Source organism: Pantoea alfalfae, from assembly GCF_019880205.1.
Taxonomy (GTDB): domain Bacteria; phylum Pseudomonadota; class Gammaproteobacteria; order Enterobacterales; family Enterobacteriaceae; genus Pantoea; species Pantoea alfalfae.
This window is the reverse complement of record NZ_CP082294.1, coordinates 21,864-41,235: the sequence shown is the minus strand read 5'-3', so window position 1 is coordinate 41,235 and position 19,372 is coordinate 21,864. Positions and strand designations below refer to the sequence as shown.

Annotated in this window: 22 protein-coding genes; 10 read left to right on the top strand and 12 right to left on the bottom strand. The window is 51.4% G+C overall.

The window, feature by feature from the left end:
• Window positions 1-2 precede the first annotated feature (2 nt).
• Complete coding sequence (locus K6R05_RS19735; protein ID WP_253418486.1) at window positions 3-422, bottom strand: DUF1090 family protein; 420 nt, start codon at window positions 420-422, stop codon at window positions 3-5.
• Between the two features lie 384 nt (window positions 423-806).
• Between K6R05_RS19735 and K6R05_RS19730 the strand changes: the two genes are divergently transcribed.
• The 3 genes from K6R05_RS19730 (at window position 807) to K6R05_RS19720 (ending at window position 2,063) form a co-directional block, all read left to right on the top strand.
• Entirely contained in the window at window positions 807-1,043 is a 237-nt protein-coding gene (locus K6R05_RS19730) for a YgdI/YgdR family lipoprotein (RefSeq protein ID WP_161736740.1), read from the top strand.
• A gap of 62 nt (window positions 1,044-1,105) precedes the next feature.
• Entirely contained in the window at window positions 1,106-1,648 is a 543-nt protein-coding gene (locus K6R05_RS19725; RefSeq protein ID WP_222925698.1) for a YfaZ family outer membrane protein, read from the top strand.
• Between the two features lie 109 nt (window positions 1,649-1,757).
• The gene (locus K6R05_RS19720) at window positions 1,758-2,063 is read left to right on the top strand and encodes a hypothetical protein (protein ID WP_371876259.1); all 306 of its coding nucleotides are present in this window, start codon (window positions 1,758-1,760) and stop codon (window positions 2,061-2,063) included.
• Between the two features lie 44 nt (window positions 2,064-2,107).
• Here the strand turns inward: K6R05_RS19720 and K6R05_RS19715 are convergent, their stop codons facing one another.
• Window positions 2,108-2,293 carry a DUF2256 domain-containing protein gene (locus K6R05_RS19715; RefSeq protein ID WP_135911148.1) on the bottom strand — a complete coding sequence of 62 codons (186 nt, stop codon included), beginning with the start codon at window positions 2,291-2,293 and terminating at the stop codon, window positions 2,108-2,110.
• A 1,208-nt stretch (window positions 2,294-3,501) separates the two neighbouring features.
• Between K6R05_RS19715 and K6R05_RS19710 the strand changes: the two genes are divergently transcribed.
• The gene (locus K6R05_RS19710; RefSeq protein WP_098049800.1) at window positions 3,502-3,903 is read left to right on the top strand and encodes an H-NS family histone-like protein; all 402 of its coding nucleotides are present in this window, start codon (window positions 3,502-3,504) and stop codon (window positions 3,901-3,903) included.
• Window positions 3,904-4,127: 224 nt separating this feature from the next.
• Here K6R05_RS19710 and K6R05_RS19705 read toward each other — a convergent pair whose 3' ends face one another.
• Together K6R05_RS19705 and K6R05_RS19700 are read right to left on the bottom strand one after the other, a co-directional pair.
• Window positions 4,128-4,580, bottom strand: a complete 453-nt coding sequence (locus K6R05_RS19705) for a VOC family protein (RefSeq protein WP_262390935.1) — start codon at window positions 4,578-4,580, stop codon at window positions 4,128-4,130.
• A 55-nt stretch (window positions 4,581-4,635) separates the two neighbouring features.
• On the bottom strand, window positions 4,636-6,207 hold the full coding sequence (locus tag K6R05_RS19700) for a sensor domain-containing diguanylate cyclase (protein WP_161736737.1): 1,572 nt from the start codon (window positions 6,205-6,207) through the stop codon (window positions 4,636-4,638).
• Between the two features lie 274 nt (window positions 6,208-6,481).
• Here K6R05_RS19700 and K6R05_RS19695 point away from each other — a divergent pair, with 274 nt between their 5' ends.
• Complete coding sequence (locus tag K6R05_RS19695; protein WP_161736736.1) at window positions 6,482-6,883, top strand: H-NS family histone-like protein; 402 nt, start codon at window positions 6,482-6,484, stop codon at window positions 6,881-6,883.
• Window positions 6,884-6,973: 90 nt separating this feature from the next.
• Here the strand turns inward: K6R05_RS19695 and K6R05_RS19690 are convergent, their stop codons facing one another.
• The 4 genes from K6R05_RS19690 to K6R05_RS19675 form a co-directional block, all read right to left on the bottom strand.
• The gene (locus K6R05_RS19690; RefSeq protein ID WP_222925696.1) at window positions 6,974-7,966 is read right to left on the bottom strand and encodes a GlxA family transcriptional regulator; all 993 of its coding nucleotides are present in this window, start codon (window positions 7,964-7,966) and stop codon (window positions 6,974-6,976) included.
• A gap of 75 nt (window positions 7,967-8,041) precedes the next feature.
• Entirely contained in the window at window positions 8,042-8,821 is a 780-nt protein-coding gene (locus K6R05_RS19685) for an MBL fold metallo-hydrolase (protein WP_222925695.1), read from the bottom strand.
• A 274-nt stretch (window positions 8,822-9,095) separates the two neighbouring features.
• A complete protein-coding gene (ahr, locus tag K6R05_RS19680) occupies window positions 9,096-10,112 on the bottom strand; it encodes an NADPH-dependent aldehyde reductase Ahr (protein ID WP_107320469.1) in 1,017 nt (338 codons plus the stop codon).
• Window positions 10,113-10,216: 104 nt separating this feature from the next.
• Window positions 10,217-12,190: a methyl-accepting chemotaxis protein gene (locus tag K6R05_RS19675; RefSeq protein WP_222925694.1), complete on the bottom strand. Its 1,974-nt coding sequence runs from the start codon at window positions 12,188-12,190 to the stop codon at window positions 10,217-10,219.
• A 358-nt stretch (window positions 12,191-12,548) separates the two neighbouring features.
• On the opposite strand from K6R05_RS19675, the gene K6R05_RS19670 reads away from it, so the two are divergent.
• Window positions 12,549-12,788, top strand: coding sequence for a type II toxin-antitoxin system RelB/DinJ family antitoxin (locus K6R05_RS19670; protein ID WP_161736679.1), 240 nt, complete (start codon window positions 12,549-12,551; stop codon window positions 12,786-12,788).
• A gap of 124 nt (window positions 12,789-12,912) precedes the next feature.
• Here K6R05_RS19670 and K6R05_RS19665 read toward each other — a convergent pair whose 3' ends face one another.
• Window positions 12,913-13,206 carry a hypothetical protein gene (locus K6R05_RS19665; protein ID WP_161736671.1) on the bottom strand — a complete coding sequence of 98 codons (294 nt, stop codon included), beginning with the start codon at window positions 13,204-13,206 and terminating at the stop codon, window positions 12,913-12,915.
• 201 nt (window positions 13,207-13,407) lie between these two features.
• On the opposite strand from K6R05_RS19665, the gene K6R05_RS19660 reads away from it, so the two are divergent.
• Complete coding sequence (locus K6R05_RS19660) at window positions 13,408-13,584, top strand: con-10 family general stress protein (RefSeq protein ID WP_009093122.1); 177 nt, start codon at window positions 13,408-13,410, stop codon at window positions 13,582-13,584.
• A 221-nt stretch (window positions 13,585-13,805) separates the two neighbouring features.
• Here the strand turns inward: K6R05_RS19660 and K6R05_RS19655 are convergent, their stop codons facing one another.
• Both K6R05_RS19655 and K6R05_RS22215 read right to left on the bottom strand, forming a co-directional pair.
• Window positions 13,806-16,910: an efflux RND transporter permease subunit gene (locus tag K6R05_RS19655; protein WP_222925693.1), complete on the bottom strand. Its 3,105-nt coding sequence runs from the start codon at window positions 16,908-16,910 to the stop codon at window positions 13,806-13,808.
• Between the two features lie 113 nt (window positions 16,911-17,023).
• Complete coding sequence (locus K6R05_RS22215) at window positions 17,024-17,152, bottom strand: hypothetical protein (RefSeq protein ID WP_262390934.1); 129 nt, start codon at window positions 17,150-17,152, stop codon at window positions 17,024-17,026.
• A gap of 42 nt (window positions 17,153-17,194) precedes the next feature.
• Here K6R05_RS22215 and K6R05_RS19650 point away from each other — a divergent pair, with 42 nt between their 5' ends.
• Both K6R05_RS19650 and yajD read left to right on the top strand, forming a co-directional pair.
• On the top strand, window positions 17,195-17,362 hold the full coding sequence (locus tag K6R05_RS19650; RefSeq protein ID WP_190285975.1) for a hypothetical protein: 168 nt from the start codon (window positions 17,195-17,197) through the stop codon (window positions 17,360-17,362).
• Window positions 17,363-17,594: 232 nt separating this feature from the next.
• A complete protein-coding gene (yajD, locus tag K6R05_RS19645; RefSeq protein ID WP_013356513.1) occupies window positions 17,595-17,942 on the top strand; it encodes an HNH nuclease YajD in 348 nt (115 codons plus the stop codon).
• A gap of 54 nt (window positions 17,943-17,996) precedes the next feature.
• Here the strand turns inward: yajD and K6R05_RS19640 are convergent, their stop codons facing one another.
• Window positions 17,997-18,725 (bottom strand): 2-phosphosulfolactate phosphatase, encoded by a 729-nt coding sequence (locus tag K6R05_RS19640; RefSeq protein ID WP_222925692.1) that lies wholly within the window; start codon window positions 18,723-18,725, stop codon window positions 17,997-17,999.
• A 202-nt stretch (window positions 18,726-18,927) separates the two neighbouring features.
• Here K6R05_RS19640 and K6R05_RS19635 point away from each other — a divergent pair, with 202 nt between their 5' ends.
• Window positions 18,928-19,266, top strand: coding sequence for a cupin domain-containing protein (locus K6R05_RS19635; protein WP_161736674.1), 339 nt, complete (start codon window positions 18,928-18,930; stop codon window positions 19,264-19,266).
• Window positions 19,267-19,372 lie beyond the last annotated feature (106 nt).

The window sequence follows — 19,372 nt, the reverse complement described above, 5'->3', positions numbered from 1 at the left end:
TATCAGTTCAGTCTCTGAGCATCTGCCTCAGCTTCTTTTAAATCCATTTTTGCAGATTCAAGCTTCAGCTTCTTCTCTTCTACCTTTGTCATTTTTTTTCTGATTTTATCACTACGTCCATCGACTCTGGCCTCAGCCAGTTCCTGCTGTGCTTCCTGAAGTTCAAGTTCCGCTTTTTTGACTTTCATCTCACGTTTACTGACATCATGAGAGGCACGCGTTGCCTGACGCTCATCAGTACAATAGGTTTCAATTTTGTTACGCGCAATATTGAGCCGTGCAATTTCTGCACTATTTCCATGTATTTTAGCGATTTCGCTTTTAGCTGAAATATCTGCGAGTTGATCTTTGCAGGAATCAGTTGCAGCGAACACGGTTAATGGTGAAGCAACCAGAACAAAAGCGATAATTGTTTTTTTCATAGCTATATTAAATCCTTGTTAAATTACACTAATCAGAATGATATTGCCGGTTCAATATAGCGAAAAGGAAAATAGCCACAACATAAAATTTGAAACATTAAATTATCATGTCATTAAGTCGCTATTGTTAAATTATTGGTTAGCACTTGATAGGATTCTTCATGCATATCACTTTTGGGAACCAGAAAAGTGCAATGCGTTTATTTAAACACCTTAGTTTTTAAACAATGTGCAATAATTAATCCTCTTCTGAGCAAACTATGGAAATGATCCAGATCATTTTTTTGAGCATTCGGGTCGGTACTCTTTGATTGTTATCATGTCGTTTAACAAACACAGCTAATAATGCCGCATCTTCTTAAAGAACAACGAGTGGAAAGTAAAATGACATCTTTCAATTATGGCAGAAAATTTGCCTTCGCTTTCGTGATGATGGTTTCAGTTATGTCCATTTCCGCCTGCTCAGGCAATTATGTCATCTCCACCAATGACGGCCACATGATAACCACCCATGGTAAACCCGTCAGAGATAAAGAAACGGGCATGCTCTCCTATAAAGATGCGGACGGAAACATGCATCAGTTGCAGCAGCATGACGTTAAAGAAATGGTGCAAAAGTAAATCGCTTTAAACAACGATATTGATTGATTCCCTGAAAACTCCTGATGTGGAAAAAATGAGCAATGAAAATTTCCCTAATTAGCCTTGGTTTGCTGCTGTGTGTTTCTTCATCTGCAATGGCCATTGGCCTGAATGCTGAACAAGGTAAAAACACCTCTGCGCTGGATGCTGAAATTGGCCGTTCTTCCGGCGGACTCTATCTGGACAGCCAGTGGATCAAAAATACGGCAGATGGTGTGCAGATTGGTCAGGCGGGTACCGGCTATAACTTGGAAATGGGTCCGGTGATGCTGACCGCTGGCGTTAAAGCTACCTACATCGGTGGCAAAAAAGGGGATAACGGCGTCGCATTTCCTGTCGGCGGCGGTGTGAAAATCAATCTGCCTGCCGATTTTGCGATTTATGGTGAGGGGTATTCCGCGCCGGAACAGCTGACCAACAGCGTTAAGAATTTTGTGGAAGCAAACGCTGGCGTCAGCTGGTCACCTTTAGGCCCACTGGTCTTAAAAGTGGGCTACCGCTACGCGGGTGTCGATGGCAAAGATGGACGTCCAGGTCATACGCTGATCGATGGACCGTACATTGGTGGCGGTCTGACATTTTAATGTCGGCTGAAAATTTATTTTTGCAGGTGAGGAAGCACGTTCAGTTGACCAGACTGGCTTCCTTACTGAATAACTCGCCTCAAGGCTGGCGGGTGTCGCTGAGGAACAGATGATGAAACCTTTGATGCTGATGTTGTTCACTCTTTGTCTGACCGGATGTGTGCAATATAAATGGGTCAAACCCGATGCATCTGAGCAGCAGGAAACCATCGCAGAAACAGCCTGTCAGGCTCAGGCGCTGCGGGATTTACCGCCTGATAATATCGTCAGTGGTAAATACACCTCGAAAGACAGTAAAGATAAGACGACTGATACCGACTACTCCACCAGTGACGCCAATGAAAGTCAGCGCGAGATACTGGTGAAAGATTGCATGTTTAAAAAAGGCTGGCAACAGATTGAGGTTCAGCAATAGAGGTCTGTGAGGCCAGGTCAAAACCTGGCCTGTTCCTTTGAGTTTTACTTGTTCCGCTCAGCGTTTATTTCTGCATCATCTTTATGCTGCGCAGAACGCTGACGCCGGCAACGCTCTGAGCAATACAAAACCTCATTCCAGCACTTCTCCCACTTTTTACGCCATGACATCGGTTTGTTACACGTTTTACAGTAACGAACCGGTAATGATTTTTTATTGCCCTTAAACACTTCAGACCTCTGCAGAAGTAATCATCGCGCTGACGTTAACGCATGTGTTGTTCAGTGTAGCTTACTGAGGTTATTCCTCCCCATGTTTGCATTAGCAACATGTATACCGCGTTCAGATCAGATGATGCTGATGCCTGACCTTACCCGCTCAGCCCCAGAACGGATTGATAGTGCGAACTTATCATTAGCAACTATTTAAACTTGCGTTACTCTCTGTAACCTAAGAATGAACCCTGCTTAAATGAGAATCCACAGGGTTAATTACACCAGGCAACAGTACAGCGTCGTTCATACACGCACTCACCGGGCCGATTATTACTCTGTTCTGCTATACGTTACGTGGTGGACTTGAGACGAGAACACGTTGTCAAACCACTTATCAATCCTGGTCGAAGTTGTTCAACCAGGCGCTGAGTTTAATGCGTCTTAAGCAATAATCCTGGATAAAATGGCACACAGGCCTGAATCCACAGTATGCCATGAGGTTATTAGTTGCAGACTCTGAATGAACAAAGGGTAATTATTACCGTAAATAATCAGTTTAATGGTAAGGGACAGGCAATGATTCTGCTCAACCGCTACCCAGCAGTTTGAGTGCACAGCACATTTCACGCATATTTAAACCAACCGGCAGACAATTTTGCAGCGCTGTTATGCGTTATGTTACGTTTCTGAAAACAGAGAAATTCATAGGAAAATTAAATTATTATCATGAACTTACCACTGTGAGGCTGAATCAGCTTTTCAGTAAATAAACGAGCGAAATAATTTATAGCGGGATCTTTACAGCGAAATTATGCACAGCAGCATTGCCCTGTACGGTAACTTCGTGTGAGCTTTGCAGCTAACGTTATCCTCTTTATCAGGACGAGCATGCGAATAGCGAAGCGACTCCGCTGCCACTACAGAAAAATCAGCACGATTAATCCATAGCCCCGCTAAATTACTCTGCTTCTCAGATGATACGGGTTTTAGCCATTTTGAGTGAAGTAAGTAAAAAAATGGCGTAAATTTACTTTTGTTTAACGAGCATGCGTTCAATAGAGTTTCAACTCTCTCAGAAACAGATTAATATGTTAAAGTTGAACTATTGGTTCTGTATTATGATTCTTCGAAGGCAAGCATTTTAAAAAAGCAGGTCTGACGAAAAGCATCAGCGTGAACCCGCTCTGTATTTTTATTATCTGAACATGACTATGGTGACTTTGATGAGTGACACTCTCAACAGCTTGAATAATATCCGTACCCTCCGCGCAAATGCTCGCGAGCTTGACCTTGCTGCCCTGGAAGAAATGCTGGAAAAACTGTCTGTTGTGGTCAGTGAGCGACGTGAAGAAGCTCAGGCTTCTGAAGCGGCTAATCGTGAAAAAGCTGAGAAACTGGCAAAATATCGTGAATTATTGTTGCAGGAAGGTATCGATCCTAACGAACTGTTAAATGGTATGCCCACTGCGCCTGCTGAGAAGAAAAAACGTGCGCCTCGTCCGGCTAAATATCAGTATACCGACGAGAATGGTGACGTTAAGCAGTGGACAGGTCAGGGCCGTACCCCATCGGCTATTAAATCAGCCATCGATGCAGGTAAATCGCTGGACGATTTTCTGATCTAATTCAGAATGCCTGGATGATAACCGCCTGGCATTACCCAGGCGGTTTTTTATCATCAACAGACAGAAACATATCAATCAACAACACCTACTTTTCCTGCCTTTCATGCGCTGCGAATCCTCCTTCATACACAATCATGCACAGACACTATCCTGAATGTAATAACCGAAATGCTCTGCGTAATCGCGTTGCAGATAAAAGGCTTTATTCACTTACCTGAGCCGTTTTATCTATTCACAACCGACGGGGACTTACGGGCCCTGATGATTGCCAACCCGATCTGCTGACCAAATGAAAGTTCAAGCGTATTACCATCAGGATCGGCAAAAAATGCCCAGTAACCAACGGGTATTTCAGATTGCTGCGCATCGCGTCGCAATACACCTTCGCGCCGCGCAATTGCCACTTTTTCATCTATCTCTTCGCGACTGCCGCAGGCTACGCCAATATGACCAAAAGGCCCCAGTGGCGTATCGTTACTGTTATCAGATTGCACCAGTACCAGAGCAAAAGGTCGGGTCAGGTCAGACAGCCATGCGACTTTTTGCGCTTCCGCAATACCCGGTGCTCGCTGATGTATTACCTGCATCCCGGCATAACGATGATAAAAATCTACGCTTTTTTCTAAATCACATACCTGTAAAGCAAGATGAGTGAAACCGGTATCGTCTGACATGATCGCTCCCTGTTGAGGTTGAGCGATTACCGTGCCACAGGTGCAGTTCAGAATTTGATCACGCGTGCTGAGCCGGGCGCTTTTCACACATCACCCGGTTGCGCCCTGCCCGTTTCGCACGATACAAGGCCTCATCCGCACGCTCTATCAGCGCCTGTTTCCCCTGCTGTGAATCAGTAGCCAGATACATGGCACAGCCTGCACTCAGGGTAATGTGCTTTTGCGGCAGCTCAGTGGTCATATGCGGAATAGTGAGCAGATTGACGGCTGCGATGATGGACTCCGCCAGGTCCAGCGCAGCGGACAGCGGTTGTTCAGACAAAATGATGGCAAACTCTTCGCCGCCATAGCGGGCTGTGAGTTCGTTTTTGCGCCGGGCGGCGTGTTTCAGAACGGTGGCCACTTTTTTCAGACAGTCGTCACCGGCTACATGACCGTAAGTGTCGTTGTAACGTTTAAAATAGTCGATATCAAACAGAATCAGTGACACGGGCATGCCACTCAGCTCCGCATTCAGCAGGCTTTCTGTCAGCATGTGGTCGAAATGGCGACGGTTAGCAACCCCTGTCAGCCCGTCACTCTGTGCCTGATTTTCCAGGGAGCGATTCGCTGCTGTCAGTTCATCGCGTAATCGTGTCAGCTCACGCTGATAACGCAGCGTATGGCGCACCTGACGCAGCACAAACGCACCCAGTAAAAGAATAACAAGTAGCAGAGCCAGACTCAGAATCAGATCCTGTACCCAGCTCTTAAGCCAGTAGTTAAAGAGGGCACGCTTATCGTAGCCCGCGGCTACCACCAGCGGATATCGCTGTGAGCGGACAAAACCGAAGATGCGCTTTTTACCATCAAGCGCAGCCGTCCATTGACCGCTTCCTTTATCCGAATTGGCCAGGATCTTCAGGAACAGCGGACTCACTGAAAGATTTTTGCCGATGTAGCTATCGGGCATCGGCCGGGCGTAAAGCACCGTACTGTCTGCCAGCATCAGCACCAGCACATCGCCATCACTGAGTTCGTAGTAGCTGTAGAAACGGCGAAAGTAGTCCACTTTAACGGTGGCGAGCAATACACCCTTAAAACCGTTGTAAGCATCGTTGACCCGCAGGGTAACCGGAATTACCAGTTCGTGCGTGGTGCGGCTGCGAATGACCGGGCCGATATGCAGGTTATTGCGCGGGCTGGCACGATGATAATCGAAATACTCACGATCGGAATTATCAACACCTGGCGGTATCCTGCTCATCGAGGTCGCTATCCACCGGCCGCGCTCATCATAGTAGAACAGACCGTGAAGTTGCGGCAGATGGCTCTGCAAGAGATGCATCGTCTGACTCAATGCCTTACCCTCTGCACCGGTGGTGGCGAGCTGCTTTTCAAGCTCACGTTGTACTTCGCGCAATGAAAGTTCGGTTTGCAGAAACGTATCGTCAGCCTGCCGCGCCTGCGAAAGTGAGAGATTCACGGCCGTATCCTCAGCTTTACGGACGGTTTCATTCCAGTCTTCCCGCAGCGTCCACACATTTAATCCAATTACCGCCACAGTGAGTAATACACCTGAAAGCATTATGCTTCTCAGCAGCGGTGAAATTTCTGGCGCAGGACCATCGTTTTTACGGCGAAACTTCATGCCTGTCCTTAATAAACCCGGTTGACTGATTTAAGCACAGTTAATCAAAAGCAAAAATGCAAATCCCGCAATCCCGCTTCGATAATGACAATCTGCATTAAAACAGCAGAATTCGCTTAAATCCTCACCTTAACTGGCTCAATCAGTGTTCATAGTGCAGCATTACTAGCGAATAAATCCACATTTAAGCTTCAATTCGCAGGCACGTAAATGTTACCCTTGCTGGCTGAATAATTTGCACTTTATTGATTAGCCTGGATATTTGAGGAAATTTATGAATAAGAACCTGAGCAGCCTGAATAATATCCGCACGCTTCGTGCAGAGGCGCGCAATATGGCTCTGGATATGCTCGAAGAGTTGCGCCAGAAATTAGAGACCGTAGTAAATGAGCGTCGTGATGAGGAAAACGCGCGGGCAGCAGAAGCCCGTGAAAAAGCGGAGAAACTGGCGTTTTACCAGGAGCTGTTGCTGGAAGAAGGCATTAACCCAGCGGAGCTGGTAAATAGCGCATCGCCTTCCGCAACCGGTACAAAGAAACGCGCGAAACGTCCGGCCAAATACCGTTACACCGATGAAAATGGCCTGGTCCGTTACTGGACCGGTCAGGGTCGAACGCCCTCCGTCATTAAAGCGGCGATTGAAAATGGTCAGTCGCTGGATGATTTCCTGCTTTAATCGCAACATTTCTGCCGGAATAGTGACCGCTACTGTGTGACACTATTCCGGCATTAAAATCCCGGAATGCCGATAGCCATCCCGACTTGATCATGCGTTATCTTTTGCCACTTTCTCGTCGTTCACCCTCTTCTGTGGACCACGAAACGCCCGGCGCCACTCGCTGGGAGAGACGCCAAACCGGGATTTGAAACGCTGCCGGAATGAGACAGGTGAATCAAAGCCTGCCTTTGCTGCTACACATTCAATGCTGATGCCGGTGGTTTCCAGTAACTGCTGGCTACGCTGCAGACGCTCAGCCGTCAGCCAATCGCCCAGTGACATCCCCGTCGCCTTATGAAAATGGCGCGTCAGCGTTCGCCGGCTCATGCTGAGTGTGTGCGCGAGTGAGTCCAGATCCTGCGGCAGATGCAGATTCTCTCGCAGGGATGCCAGCAGTGCATTGATCTTACCGTCTCGCGTGGACGCCGGAACCGGCCGCTCAATAAATTGCGCCTGTCCGCCTTCACGGTAAGGCGGCACCACCATACGTCTGGCCACCCGATTCGCTACGGCGCTGCCATAGTGCTGACGGATGATGTCCAGACAGCAGTCGATACCCGCCGCAGTGCCGGCAGAGGTGATAAGACGATCGTCCCGGGTATAAAGGGCATTGCTGTCGAGCAGAACCTGCGGAAAGCGTTCGCTGAAGTCACGCTCAAATTCCCAGTGGGTAGCAGCCCGATGCTGATCAAGCAGGCCTGCATAAGCCAGTACGTAAGTCCCCAGACAAAGTCCGACGACCTCCGCGCCACGCTGCCAGGTAGCGACCAGCTTATCAAGCAGCGCCTGTGACGGTTTTTCGTCCGGATTGTGCCAGTATGGCACGATAACGATATCTGCCTGATCAAGCAGGGTTAGCCCATGCGCCACCATGATTGACAGCCCCATCTCTGAGATCACCGGGCCTGATTTTTCTGCACAGATATCAATCTGAAACAGACCCTGCTGCGGGAGAGCAGAGCCGAACAGAATGCAGGGAACTGAAAAATGAAATGGACTAAAACCGGCTGTTGCCAACACAGCAACTCTCAGAGCAGCCATCTTCCCCCCCTTATTGTGTGAAAATGTATGATTAAGAATGAACCGCGCAACTGGGCCGGTTTAATGCCACGATGCTCAGAACATCATCGTTTCACCATCTTCCGGGATCACTACCTGGTCAGCAATACCCTGTTCCTGGGTGTAAACTCGCAGTTCAGCGCGTGTCAGCAGACAATGGTTGATCGCTTCCATGTGCGAAGTTACCAGTGTCGCTTCAGGCAGAATATTGAGCGTACGCAGCGTATCCTCTTTTCCCATGATAATCGGGCCATAGAGATCGTTAGTCGCATTGCCGGCATTGATTACCACGACCTGCGGCTGAAAACGTTGCAGCGTTCTGACATAAGGCTTAACCCAGACGGTATCCCCGGCAATGTAGAGCGTTTTTTCTGACGGATGGGTAAACACCAGACCACAGGCATCACCCAGAATATCGCCCATTGTTTTGTCGGCGTACAACGCATTGCTGCCATGCTGACCCTCTGTTTTGTGGATTGTCAGGCCGTCGACAAACGAATTTTCATCCTGCAGCACCCGAACATGTGCAAAACCCTGCGAACGAATCAGCGCTGCATCACTTTCATTCTGGCTATAGATCATCATCGTCTTCGGTATAAGCTGCTGCGCAGCCTCGTCCCAATGGTCCATATGTGTGTGGGTGACAATCACTGCATCTACCTCCAGCAGCGCCTCAACCGGGAGAGGCAGCTCAACCATGGGATTGCGCAGATGGGGACGGGCGTTACCGGTAAAGCCTGGCCACGCTTCTTTATCAGCCAGCATCGGATCGATCATGAATTTATTGCCTGCATACTCCAGCAGCAGTGTGGCATTACGAATCTGGGTCAGCTTCATTGTGTGCTCCATAAACGGTCTGTTTTGATATCAGCCAGGCTTACAGGCTGCGATACGTTCACTTTACCGCATGCTCTGACCTGCCCGTGACAGGCTCACAGGACAGTGTTCGATGGATTCGGGCCAGTTTTGAATGTATCGCTGACGGGAGTCCGAGCTTGATGGAAGAAAGGGCATGACCTGATTGTGAAACAAATTATCAGGAGCAGGGCTGACAACATGAGGACAAAAAAAATGCCGCAGCAGGCTGCGGCATATTCATTTCAGATTCGCATCAGAAATCGGCTTTAAGAACCACGCGGTAATTGGCTTTACCGGCGCGGACGTGATCCAGCGCTTTATTGATGTCTGACATCGGGAAGAATTCAACCTGTGGCGCAATATCCGCACGCGATGCGAGTCGCAACAGCGAGCGCAGCTGGCCTGGTGAGCCGGTTGATGAACCGGTTACCGCTTTGTCGCCCAGGATCAGATCAAAAGCACTGACTTCAATCGGCTTCATTACGGCACCCACAGTGTGGAATTTACCCTGAGGTGCCAGCGCGGCGAAATAAGGTTTCCAGTCCAGGTCGACTGCCACGGTGCTCAGGATCAGATCAAAACGACCCGCCTGCTTCTTCAGGGCTTCAGGATCACGGCTGTTAACCACTTCATCCGCACCCATATCCAGAATCGACTGCTTCTTATCCGGCGTTGAGCTGAAGGCCACGACTTCGGCACCCATCGCGTGCAGGAGTTTAATCGCGATATGGCCCAGACCGCCAATACCAATCACGCCAACACGGCTGGTCGCAGTGATGTTGCTCATCAGCAGGGGTTTAAATACGGTAATACCGCCGCACAGCAGCGGACCGGCGCTGGCCGCATCCAGTTTTTCCGGCAGCGGGATAACCCATTGCCAGTCGGCGCGCAGCTTCTCGGCAAAACCACCCTTGTTCATGATGGTCGGGATGCTGCCCTGCTGACAGTTAACCTGCTCGCCGTTGATACAGGCATCGCAGTGCTGACAGCTTTTGGCTGTCCAGCCAATTCCTACACGCTGGCCGATTGAGAGACCTTTGCTTTTAGCCGCTTCGCCCAGGGCTGAAACCCGGCCAATCACTTCATGTCCTGCAATCACCGGGAACTGAGAGATGCCCCATTCGTTATCGATCATCGACAGATCTGAGTGGCAGACGCCACAATATTCCACCTGGACTTCGACTTCTTCGGCTGCCAGTTCGGCGGCATCGTACTCATAGAGTTCAAGGGCCTGGCCAGCCTGCATGGCTGCATAACTTTTGATTTTCATTAGTACCTCTGCGTGGTTAATCACCGACAAGTGTAACAACTGAAAGCCTGCCTTGCCTGGCCGTTACGCTTACACCGCACTTTTTTGTCTTTTATGTTGATAAATCAGCCTTTAACCTGCGCCCCGGAAAGCGTTTGTAACACTTTGAGCTGCGCGACCGCTTCCTGCATCGCGTCCATTCCCTGCGTCAGTTCACGCAGGCTGCCGAGATGCTTCGCAATGTCGGCGCGCTCATGTCGGGTCTGCTGATTCATGGCTGCCAGCGTATCGGCCGCGCTGATGCTGCGCTCAGCCATCTGTGCCGCCGTCTGTGCCGAGTCATTGGCCACCAGCCGGATCCGTGAGATGGTGGTAACCGCCTCGCCGATGTTACTCGCCGTGGCTTCAGCCTGCTCTTTCGACGAATGTGCCAGACGACGAACTTCGCCTGCTACTACGGCGAAGCCGCGGCCAGCCTCGCCTGCACGTGCTGCTTCGACAGCGGCATTCAGCGCCAGAATGTTGGTCTGGAAAGCTATATTGCTGATGCCATGCGTAATCTCATTGATGCCATTCGATATTTTTTCCAGATCGTCAAGCCCTTCATCCAGCCGGCCCTGCGCCTGCTGACTCTCAGTGGCGATGTTGCTGATGTTACGGATACTGCTTTCTGCCAGACTCAGCGTTTCGCCCTGGCTGTGAGTCGCCGTTTCCAGTACCGGTAGCGCCTCCATCAGCGGCGTCAGCGCCTGCTGATAGTTGATCACCCGATCCAGCACCCGTGTCTGAATGCTGTTCAGCGCTTCCCAGCGGCGCAACGCGCGCTGCGCGTAATGGGCAGCGTAACCGGCATACTCCACCGGAAACTGGCTCATCGCTTTGACGTCATGATTGAAAAACACCAGCGCCGAAAGCGTCTGATTGATTGGCACGCCCAGGATTTCACCAAAGCTGGAAAAGCCGGCCGCGGCAATCCCTTTGAAGAAGTGGGCATTGTGCAGTTTGTCAGCATTACCTACACGACGCAGGATACAGTCGTTCATGAGTATTGCGGCCGGTTTGCCATGCCGGGCAGTAAAAGCCTGCCACTCCTGCTGTGTCGCCTGTTTAAAGTCTTTTTCTTCCATCAGGAACAGCCGATCGCCAAACTCAAGGTCACAGAAAAAGTGCACGCCACCCGATTCAATTTTGGCGATCGAGCGAATGAAGTACTCCCCACCGACTTTAACGCCGAAAGTTAACCCCTTTAGCCGCTCGGTCAACTGCGCTTCGGTGCAGTTGAGATGTTCACACAGCGACGCGACAAACGGCTGCTGCTGACCCTGACGGTTAAATACAGAAGTGACGGTGCGCGCAATCGGATCGGCTTCAGCAATCAGCCAGCTCTGCTCGCGTGGCGTGAAGTTCTGGCTTTTAAACGGCGCAAAGGATTTTCCTGCTGCCATCTGGCAGAACACGATGACAGCCTTGCCCTGCAGTACCCTCCCACCCGCACCAATCCAGGTGCCATCAAAGGTGATTTTGCCGCCCGCTGAACCACCAATCGCCAGGCAGGGAAAACGCCCACAGTTGTACCAGGCCTGCATCAGAAAGCCTTCTGACGCTGACAATCCATCGCAGTAAATCATGGCGAAAGTACGATCCGCCGAAAGCGGCATCCGCACCTGCAACCGTGCCAGCTCCTGCTGGATGGCGGTGATACGCTGGCTGGCGGTCTGTGTGTCGGCGACATGCAGGTCGACAATGTGTGTCTCATGACTGGCGATCAGCGTGTCGGGCAGCCAGAGATAGCTTCCTTCCGGGCCATTCCCCTCACAGTAGGTACTTTGTGATCGACTGCTGCTCAGCGCACCGTTGGAAGAGAGCGTCAGCACCGTCAGATCGGGGGTGTTAAAGCGCTGCCAGGCCTGACTGACCCGCTGAAAATCGGCTTCTGGTGGAACAAACGTCATCAGGATCCCGCCCGCGCGCGAGCTTAAACCAATGGAAGAGAGTGAATCTGGCAACGCACGACAATCCCAGGTGCCATTCGCTGGCTGGCTGCTACGCCTAAGACGGGCAACAGGCAGGCGTCTTTTGATCGTCTTAATGATCGACATATTATTATTTTCGCTTTTATGTGAGTAACTTGCGCTTAATTCGCATTGTCTGATGTGTATAAAAGGAGGGCTAAATGCAGGTCCGTTCGCGTTCAGAACTCGTCGCTGAGTGCCGGATTCATCATTGACTGGCGCGCTCAACGCCATTGAGTTATCGCCACCAGCGGGAAAACCTTTAACGATTGCTGCAGTTGGTTTAATGGATGAGTTTGTTACATTTTCGTAGCATAAAATAATACAGGACGAGAGTCTGGCGGGCAGATGTAAAGCTGTGCTGGTAACTGATGTCTGCTGTTTGCGATGCAGACTCACCAATACGCTAATTGTAATGTCAAATGTAAATACAAAAGGGCTGACCCTGGGCACAATTAACATTCGAATCGATGATGATCTGAAAACACCATCCTATGCTGCGCCCGAAAAAATGGGTGTAACGCCATCTGATGCGCTGCGCCTCATGGCTGAATATATCGCAGATAATGAACGTCTTCCCTTTAAGCAGACGTTACTCAGTGACGAAGATGCAACGTTAGCAGACAGCGTTAAAGAACGCCTGAGGAACCCTGAGCCTGTACGGGTCACACTGGATGATCGTTAATGCGCTGGGTCGGTTATGTGGTGGCTGTCGGAAAAAGAGAGCACTCAGAGGTTTATTCTGCGGCCTCCTGGCGTCTCTCTTAATCGGACGCCTTCACTGCTAAAAATGAGCAGCTCTCTGCTCATTATGCACTCTGCTCCTGCCAGTGCCGTTCGCAACGCTCCCGCGCTTCGGCAGTCAAATCGCGTAGATCGGGCAGCGTATCGCCGGAGCCGTAGCCCATTGATCCCATCGCTTCCTGCTGTTCATCCTGCGCAGCAAAAGTGATTTTCTCCTCCAGTTTCTGCCAGCTATCGCCCTGCTGTCGTGAGATCACAGCAAAAGTGGGCGTCTGTGCATCATCGCCGTAGATTTCATATTTCTGCTTCTGCTCGTCAGAACCAAACTCAAGCGTGTCGATTAATGTCGCGTCGCTCATAGCATTCTCCTTTTTCGTCAGGCCTTTAAGCGTAGCTCATCAGTCATTGCCCTGCTGTGGCTAACCGGCAGAAGAAATTTAATCTCTGCCTTATCAAGGCCTTGACGCTGTGCATTTGCATAAACGAAGCGGGCGACTATGCTTCCTGGTGTGACTAGCTAGTCCTTTTTATCTAATGGAACATTGATATGAGGTCTTCCTATGACACAACAGAAATACAGAGGTGGTGCCGGTAATTTTGCCAACGATCCGGAACGTGCGAGTGAAGCTGGCAGTGCAGGAGGCAAAGTCAGTGGGGGCAATTTCAAAAATGATCATGAGAAAGCCAGGGAAGCCGGTCGGAAAGGAGGCAAGATTAGTCGCCGTCCTTCTAAGTAATTCTGAATAAAGCGCTTTAGGACGTTTTACGCCATGGAGTGGCATCTCTCCTGAGTGAACCCACGACGATTTTCGCCCCTCATCTGTCTCTGCCATAAAATACTTTACGCTTTTTCACCTCTCTGGTATGCGCGACCCGGATAGCGGATCTGACGGCACGTTTTACCGGAGGAGCCGTGATTTCAGCCCGCCAGTCCTGTCGGACAGACGAGCTGAGAGCATTATTTTGCGTCACGATGCCGGGTCAGATAGTGCTTCACCAGCACAAAGAATAGCGGAACGAAGAATAATGCCAGCACGGTACCTGCCAGCGTGCCGCCAATGATACCGGTGCCGATGGCGATGCGGCTGTTAGCACCGGCACCGGTCGCCAACGCCAGCGGTATCACCCCGGCGATAAAGGCCAGTGAGGTCATCATAATCGGTCGCAGACGGGTGCGTGCCGCCAGTAACGCTGCAGCACTCAGCGAACTGCCCCGACGCACTGCATCCTCGGCAAATTCGATAATCAATATCGCGTTCTTGGAAGTCAGCCCGACCGTAGTCAGCAACGCCACCTGGAAGTAGATATCGTTGCTTAATCCGCGCAGCGCCACGGCCAGCACCGTACCCAATACACCGAGTGGCACCGCTAACAGTACGGAGAATGGCACCGACCAGCTTTCATACAGCGCAGCCAGGCAGAGGAAAACCACCAGAATCGAGATCGCATAAAGCGTGGTCGACTGCCCGCCCGCCTGCTTCTCCTGCAGCGAGAGTCCGCTCCACGCGCCCGTCGTGCCTGCCGGTAGTTCATTGGCCAGCCGCTCAATGGTGTTCATGGCATCACCGGAGCTGAACCCTTCGGCGTTCTGACCCTGAATTTCATACGAGGCAGAGCCGTTGTAGCGGTTAAGACTTTCCGGTCCCATGGTCCAGCGGGTCGAAGCAAACGCTGAGAACGGCGTCATGCTGCCTTCACTGTTACGGATGTACCACTTATCCAGATCCGACGGCGCGGAGCGATACTGACCATCGCCCTGCAGATAAACGCGTTTCACCCGGCCACGATCAATAAAGTCATTGATGTAAGCTCCGCCCCAGGCGCTGGTCAGCGTGTCGGTCACATCATCCAGCTGAAGTCCCAGCGCCACCGCTTTACTGGTATCGATATCAATCTGCAGCTGCGGAGTCTGTGGCAGGATATTCGCCCGCACGCCGATCAGTTCCGGGCTTTGCGCGGCGCTCTGCAACAGCTGATCGCGGAGGTTACCCAGTTGCTCACGCGTGGTGCCACCGCTGGCCAGCAGCTCATAGGTGAAGCCATTATTCTGTCCCAGCCCCGGCACCGACGGCGGTGTCAGTGCAAAGATCTGCGCATCCCGAATCGACGCAAGCGCATAGGTGGCGCGTCCGGCAATCGCTTCGGCAGAGTTCTCACTGCCGGGTCGCTGGTCCCAGTTTTTAAGTTTGATAAACGCCATACCGGCATTCTGCGCCGCACCGCTGAAGTTAAAGCCGTTGATGGTGAAGACCACATCAATGTTCTGTTTCTCTTCCGTCAGGAACCAGTCAACAATCTGCTGATTAACGGCCTCTGTGCGGCTGGCGGTTGCGCCCGCAGGCAACGTCGCCTGAAGCATAATGCTGCCCTGATCTTCGGTCGGCAGGAAGCTGCCTGGCAGTCGGGTGAACATCACAAACAGCACCACGCCCATTGCGGCGTAGAGTGACACCATGATTAGCGGACGACGCAACGTTTTCACCACTTTATGACGATACTGACGCTCGGTGGCAGCATAAAAGCGGTTAAACCCGCCAAAGAAGCCTTTGCGATGGGGTGCTGTTGGCCGCAGCAGCATGCCACACAGCGCAGGCGTCAGGGTTAGCGCCACCACCACAGAGAAGGTCATGGCGGCTATGATAGTGACGGAGAACTGCCGATAGATCACGCCGGTTGATCCGGCAAAAAAGGCCATAGGCAGAAAGACAGCGGAAAGCACCAGCGCGATAGCCACCAGCGCACCGGAGATCTCCTTCATCGACTTTTCCGTTGCCTCACGCGCCGGCAAACCTTCGTCATGCATAATGCGCTCGACGTTTTCCACAACCACGATCGCATCATCCACCAGTAGCCCGATAGCCAGTACCATCGCAAACAGCGTCAGGGTATTGATGGTATAGCCGCACAGCGCCAGTACACCAAAGGTGCCGAGCAGCACGACCGGCACCGCCAGCGCCGGGATCAGCGTCGCGCGGATGTTTTGCAGGAACAGGTACATCACCACCACCACCAGCGCGATGGCTTCGATCAGGGTGATCACCACATCCTCAACGGAGATTTTGATGAAGTCGGTGCTGTCGAGCGCATAGGCCACTTCGTAGCCCTGCGGCATCGAGTGGCGATACTCTTCAACTTTGTTTTTGACCAGCGTCGCCGTGGCCAGCGCATTCGCACCCGGTGCCAGCATTACGCCGACACCCGCCGCAGGATGCCCGTTGAGTCGGGTGGTCATGTCATAAGATTCGCCGCCCAGCTCTACCCGCGCCACATCCCCTACCCGCACGATGGCGCCGCTTTTATCACTTTTAACAATGATGTTGCGAAATTGTTCCGGCGTCTGCAGCCGTGACTGCGCTCTGACCGTGGCCGTGAGTTGTTGATTGTCAGGTGATGGAAGGCCGCCGATTTTACCGGCTGAAACCTGAATGTTCTGCGAGCGTATTGCTGCCGACACGTCGGAGGGCTGCAACGCATAAGAGTTTAGCTTGAAGGGATCGAGCCAGATGCGCATCGCATACTGGCCGCCAAACACCTGGATGTCACCGATGCCTTCAGTCCTGGCCAGCGGCTCCTGCATATTACTGACCAGCCAGTCGCCGATATCGGTGCTGTTGCTTTTACCTGTCGTGTCATACAGCCCCATCACCAGCAGGAAGTTCGACTGTGATTTGGTCACGGTGACGCCAAGCTGCTGCACCTCGCTGGGCAGACGCGAGAGCGCCTGCTGCACCTTGTTCTGCACCTGCACCTGCGCGGTATCCGGATCGGTGCCCTGACTGAAAGTGACGGTGACCGACACATTCCCCTGCGAGCTGCTGCTGGAGGTAAAATAGAGCAGATTATCCAGCCCGGTCAGCTGCTGCTCAATCACCTGAGTGACGCTGTTCTCCAGCGTCTCCGCAGAGGCACCGGTGTAAGTCGCACTGATATTTACCGAGGGCGGTGCAACATCAGGATATTGTTCAACCGGCAACAGGGTGATGGAAAGCGCACCAAGCAGCATAATTAAAATGGCAACAACCCATGCGAACACGGGACGATAAATAAAAAAGCGAGAAAACATCAGCGGGATCTCATCCTTTGGGGCGGGAGTAAAACCTGCATTCCTGCAGGTCAACAAACTGCGTTGATTATAGGTTGTCACATCCGGTTAAACATCCTGACATGATCTTTTCCTCAACCGGGCTGATCGCGACGCGGTGCCGCCAGTTTATTTTGTAGCGGCCTGATCGGGTCATATCCGGTGTGATTGCTAAAAACATCGGTGTAGAACGAATCTGATGATGAACTGAGCAAAATAGTCATCCCTGACTATCCTGAAAAAAGGATATCAATCAGGAGAGAACAATGAAATTTTTCTACTTCGTTTCGCTTATCGCCTCTGCACTCTATTTACTGATCTTTCTGCCCAAACTCCGTACCCGACGCGAACCCATTGCCTACTGGGGGTGCTGGATTTATCTGGGAGCCAACGCGATTTTCTGGGCAGTTTATGGCATCCGGCATTACATTTAGCGCGGAATTTTAAGCAAAGCGGTAAATCTTCATGTTTCTGGCGTTATCCTGCTGATAGGCAGGGCTAGCGCTGGCAACAGGTTAAGTTTTTAGTAGCGGGTAGCTGCCGGTTATCGCTTTGAGCTTGTCAGCCCGCCTTCCCGCGTAACAGGATGATTTTTCCTCTGGTTCCGTTGTGGGATATAGTGTCTGCACTATCGTGAACACCTCTGCAAAACAGGTAATCAATGCCATGGCTCTGATCCCTAAAAACTATTCGCGGCTGGAAAGCGGCTACCGTGAGAAAGCACTTAAAATCTATCCGTGGGTGTGTGGGCGCTGCTCACGCGAATTTGTTTATTCAAATCTGCGCGAGCTGACGGTTCACCATATTGATCATGACCACACCAATAATCCGGAAGATGGCAGCAACTGGGAGTTGTTGTGTCTCTATTGTCACGACCATGAGCACTCGAAGTACACCGAAGCTGACCAGTATGGCACCCGCGTGGTCGCAGGCGAGGATGCACAAAAAGATGTTGGTGAGGCGACCTACAATCCCTTTGCCGATCTGAAGTCGATGCTGAATAAGAAGAAGTAACCGCTTAATTTTTGAGCCTGTCAGGACAACAATGCGCTGACAGGCTCAGCCTCGTTACGAACCTGCCGCATAAAAATCACCCTGCAACTGACAGGCCCACTGCGCGCTATCCAGATCCAGACAGAGATCGACATCCTCCTGAAATCCGCGCTGTTGAAGTTCCAGCGCTGAAGCGCATTCGCGAAGAGATAATAGATTCAGCTGCTGCCAGGCGGCAACCGCACCTGCTGCTTCCGGGGAGCAACGGTCATGCCCGATTGCCGCAATAATGCCACCGGCTGCAGCATAGTCCTCTATGGCCGGCCGAAGCGTGCCATCGGGCCAGCGCTCCCCACAGGGGATAATCAGAATGCGTTTAAAGTCCCGGCAGGCCATTGCAGTCTGCGAGAGGTTCCTGAAGCAACCGCTGAATACGGTGACGTCCGTATCCACATCCCGGGCCAGGAATGAAATCGCTGATCCATTGGGAGACGGCAGTACCAGTTTCTCGCCCTCTGCTATTTTCCTGATCGACGCAGGCGAGAGACTAAAACCGTCCCTGTCAGATAACCTGTCGAAGCTGGCGAGCCGTGCGCCGATGTTGTTTGCAAAACCGATGGCAGATGCCTCCTTCCAGGGGTAAGGATAAACCTGTGCGCCATTATCGACCGCTATGCTGACACAGGTGGAGAAAGACATCACATCGACGATCACGATACACTCCACATTCTTTGCCGCGTAACGGACTGCTGCTGTCCCCCACTCAAGGCGAACGTCAAATCTGTCCTGATTAAACCAGTGCATATCTCATCCTCCGTTACAGGCTGTCAGGCGTGCACCGCTCAATCTATGACACGCCATTGGCGGGTCATGATCGATTAGGTTACCACCACAGCCAAAAATCCATTGAGGTTATTACCAACATTAAAATTTGAGCGTCAACAACCTGGCCTTGTATAGTTAGCCGGGGTTTGAATCCTTACAACAACAATCAGGGCGCAGGACGATGATTTCAAAAGAGAATGCAGAACATTATGTCTGGGGAGACGGGTGCGATGGCTGGTATCTGATAAACCGCAAAGATATGTTAGTCATTCATGAAAAAATGCCGCCCGCCACCCGTGAGAAAAGACACTATCATGCTTCCTCCCGGCAGTTTTTCTTTGTTCTTCAGGGCGTACTGTCGATGGAGCTGGAGGGCGAAGTGCATGATATCAGTGCGCAACAGGGAATCGAAATTCCGCCACACGCTAAACACCAGGCCAGAAATAACAGCGATGCGCCAGTGGAGTTTATTGTGATTTCTCATCCGACAACACGAGGCGATCGTACAGACCTCTCCTGATCGGCCAACAACGCCCGGCAACGGTGCTGTCTCATGATGTGAACAGATACCTGCAGAACGATACTTTAAATACCAGAGCGGGTTGTTAATTTGTGCGGTAATAACG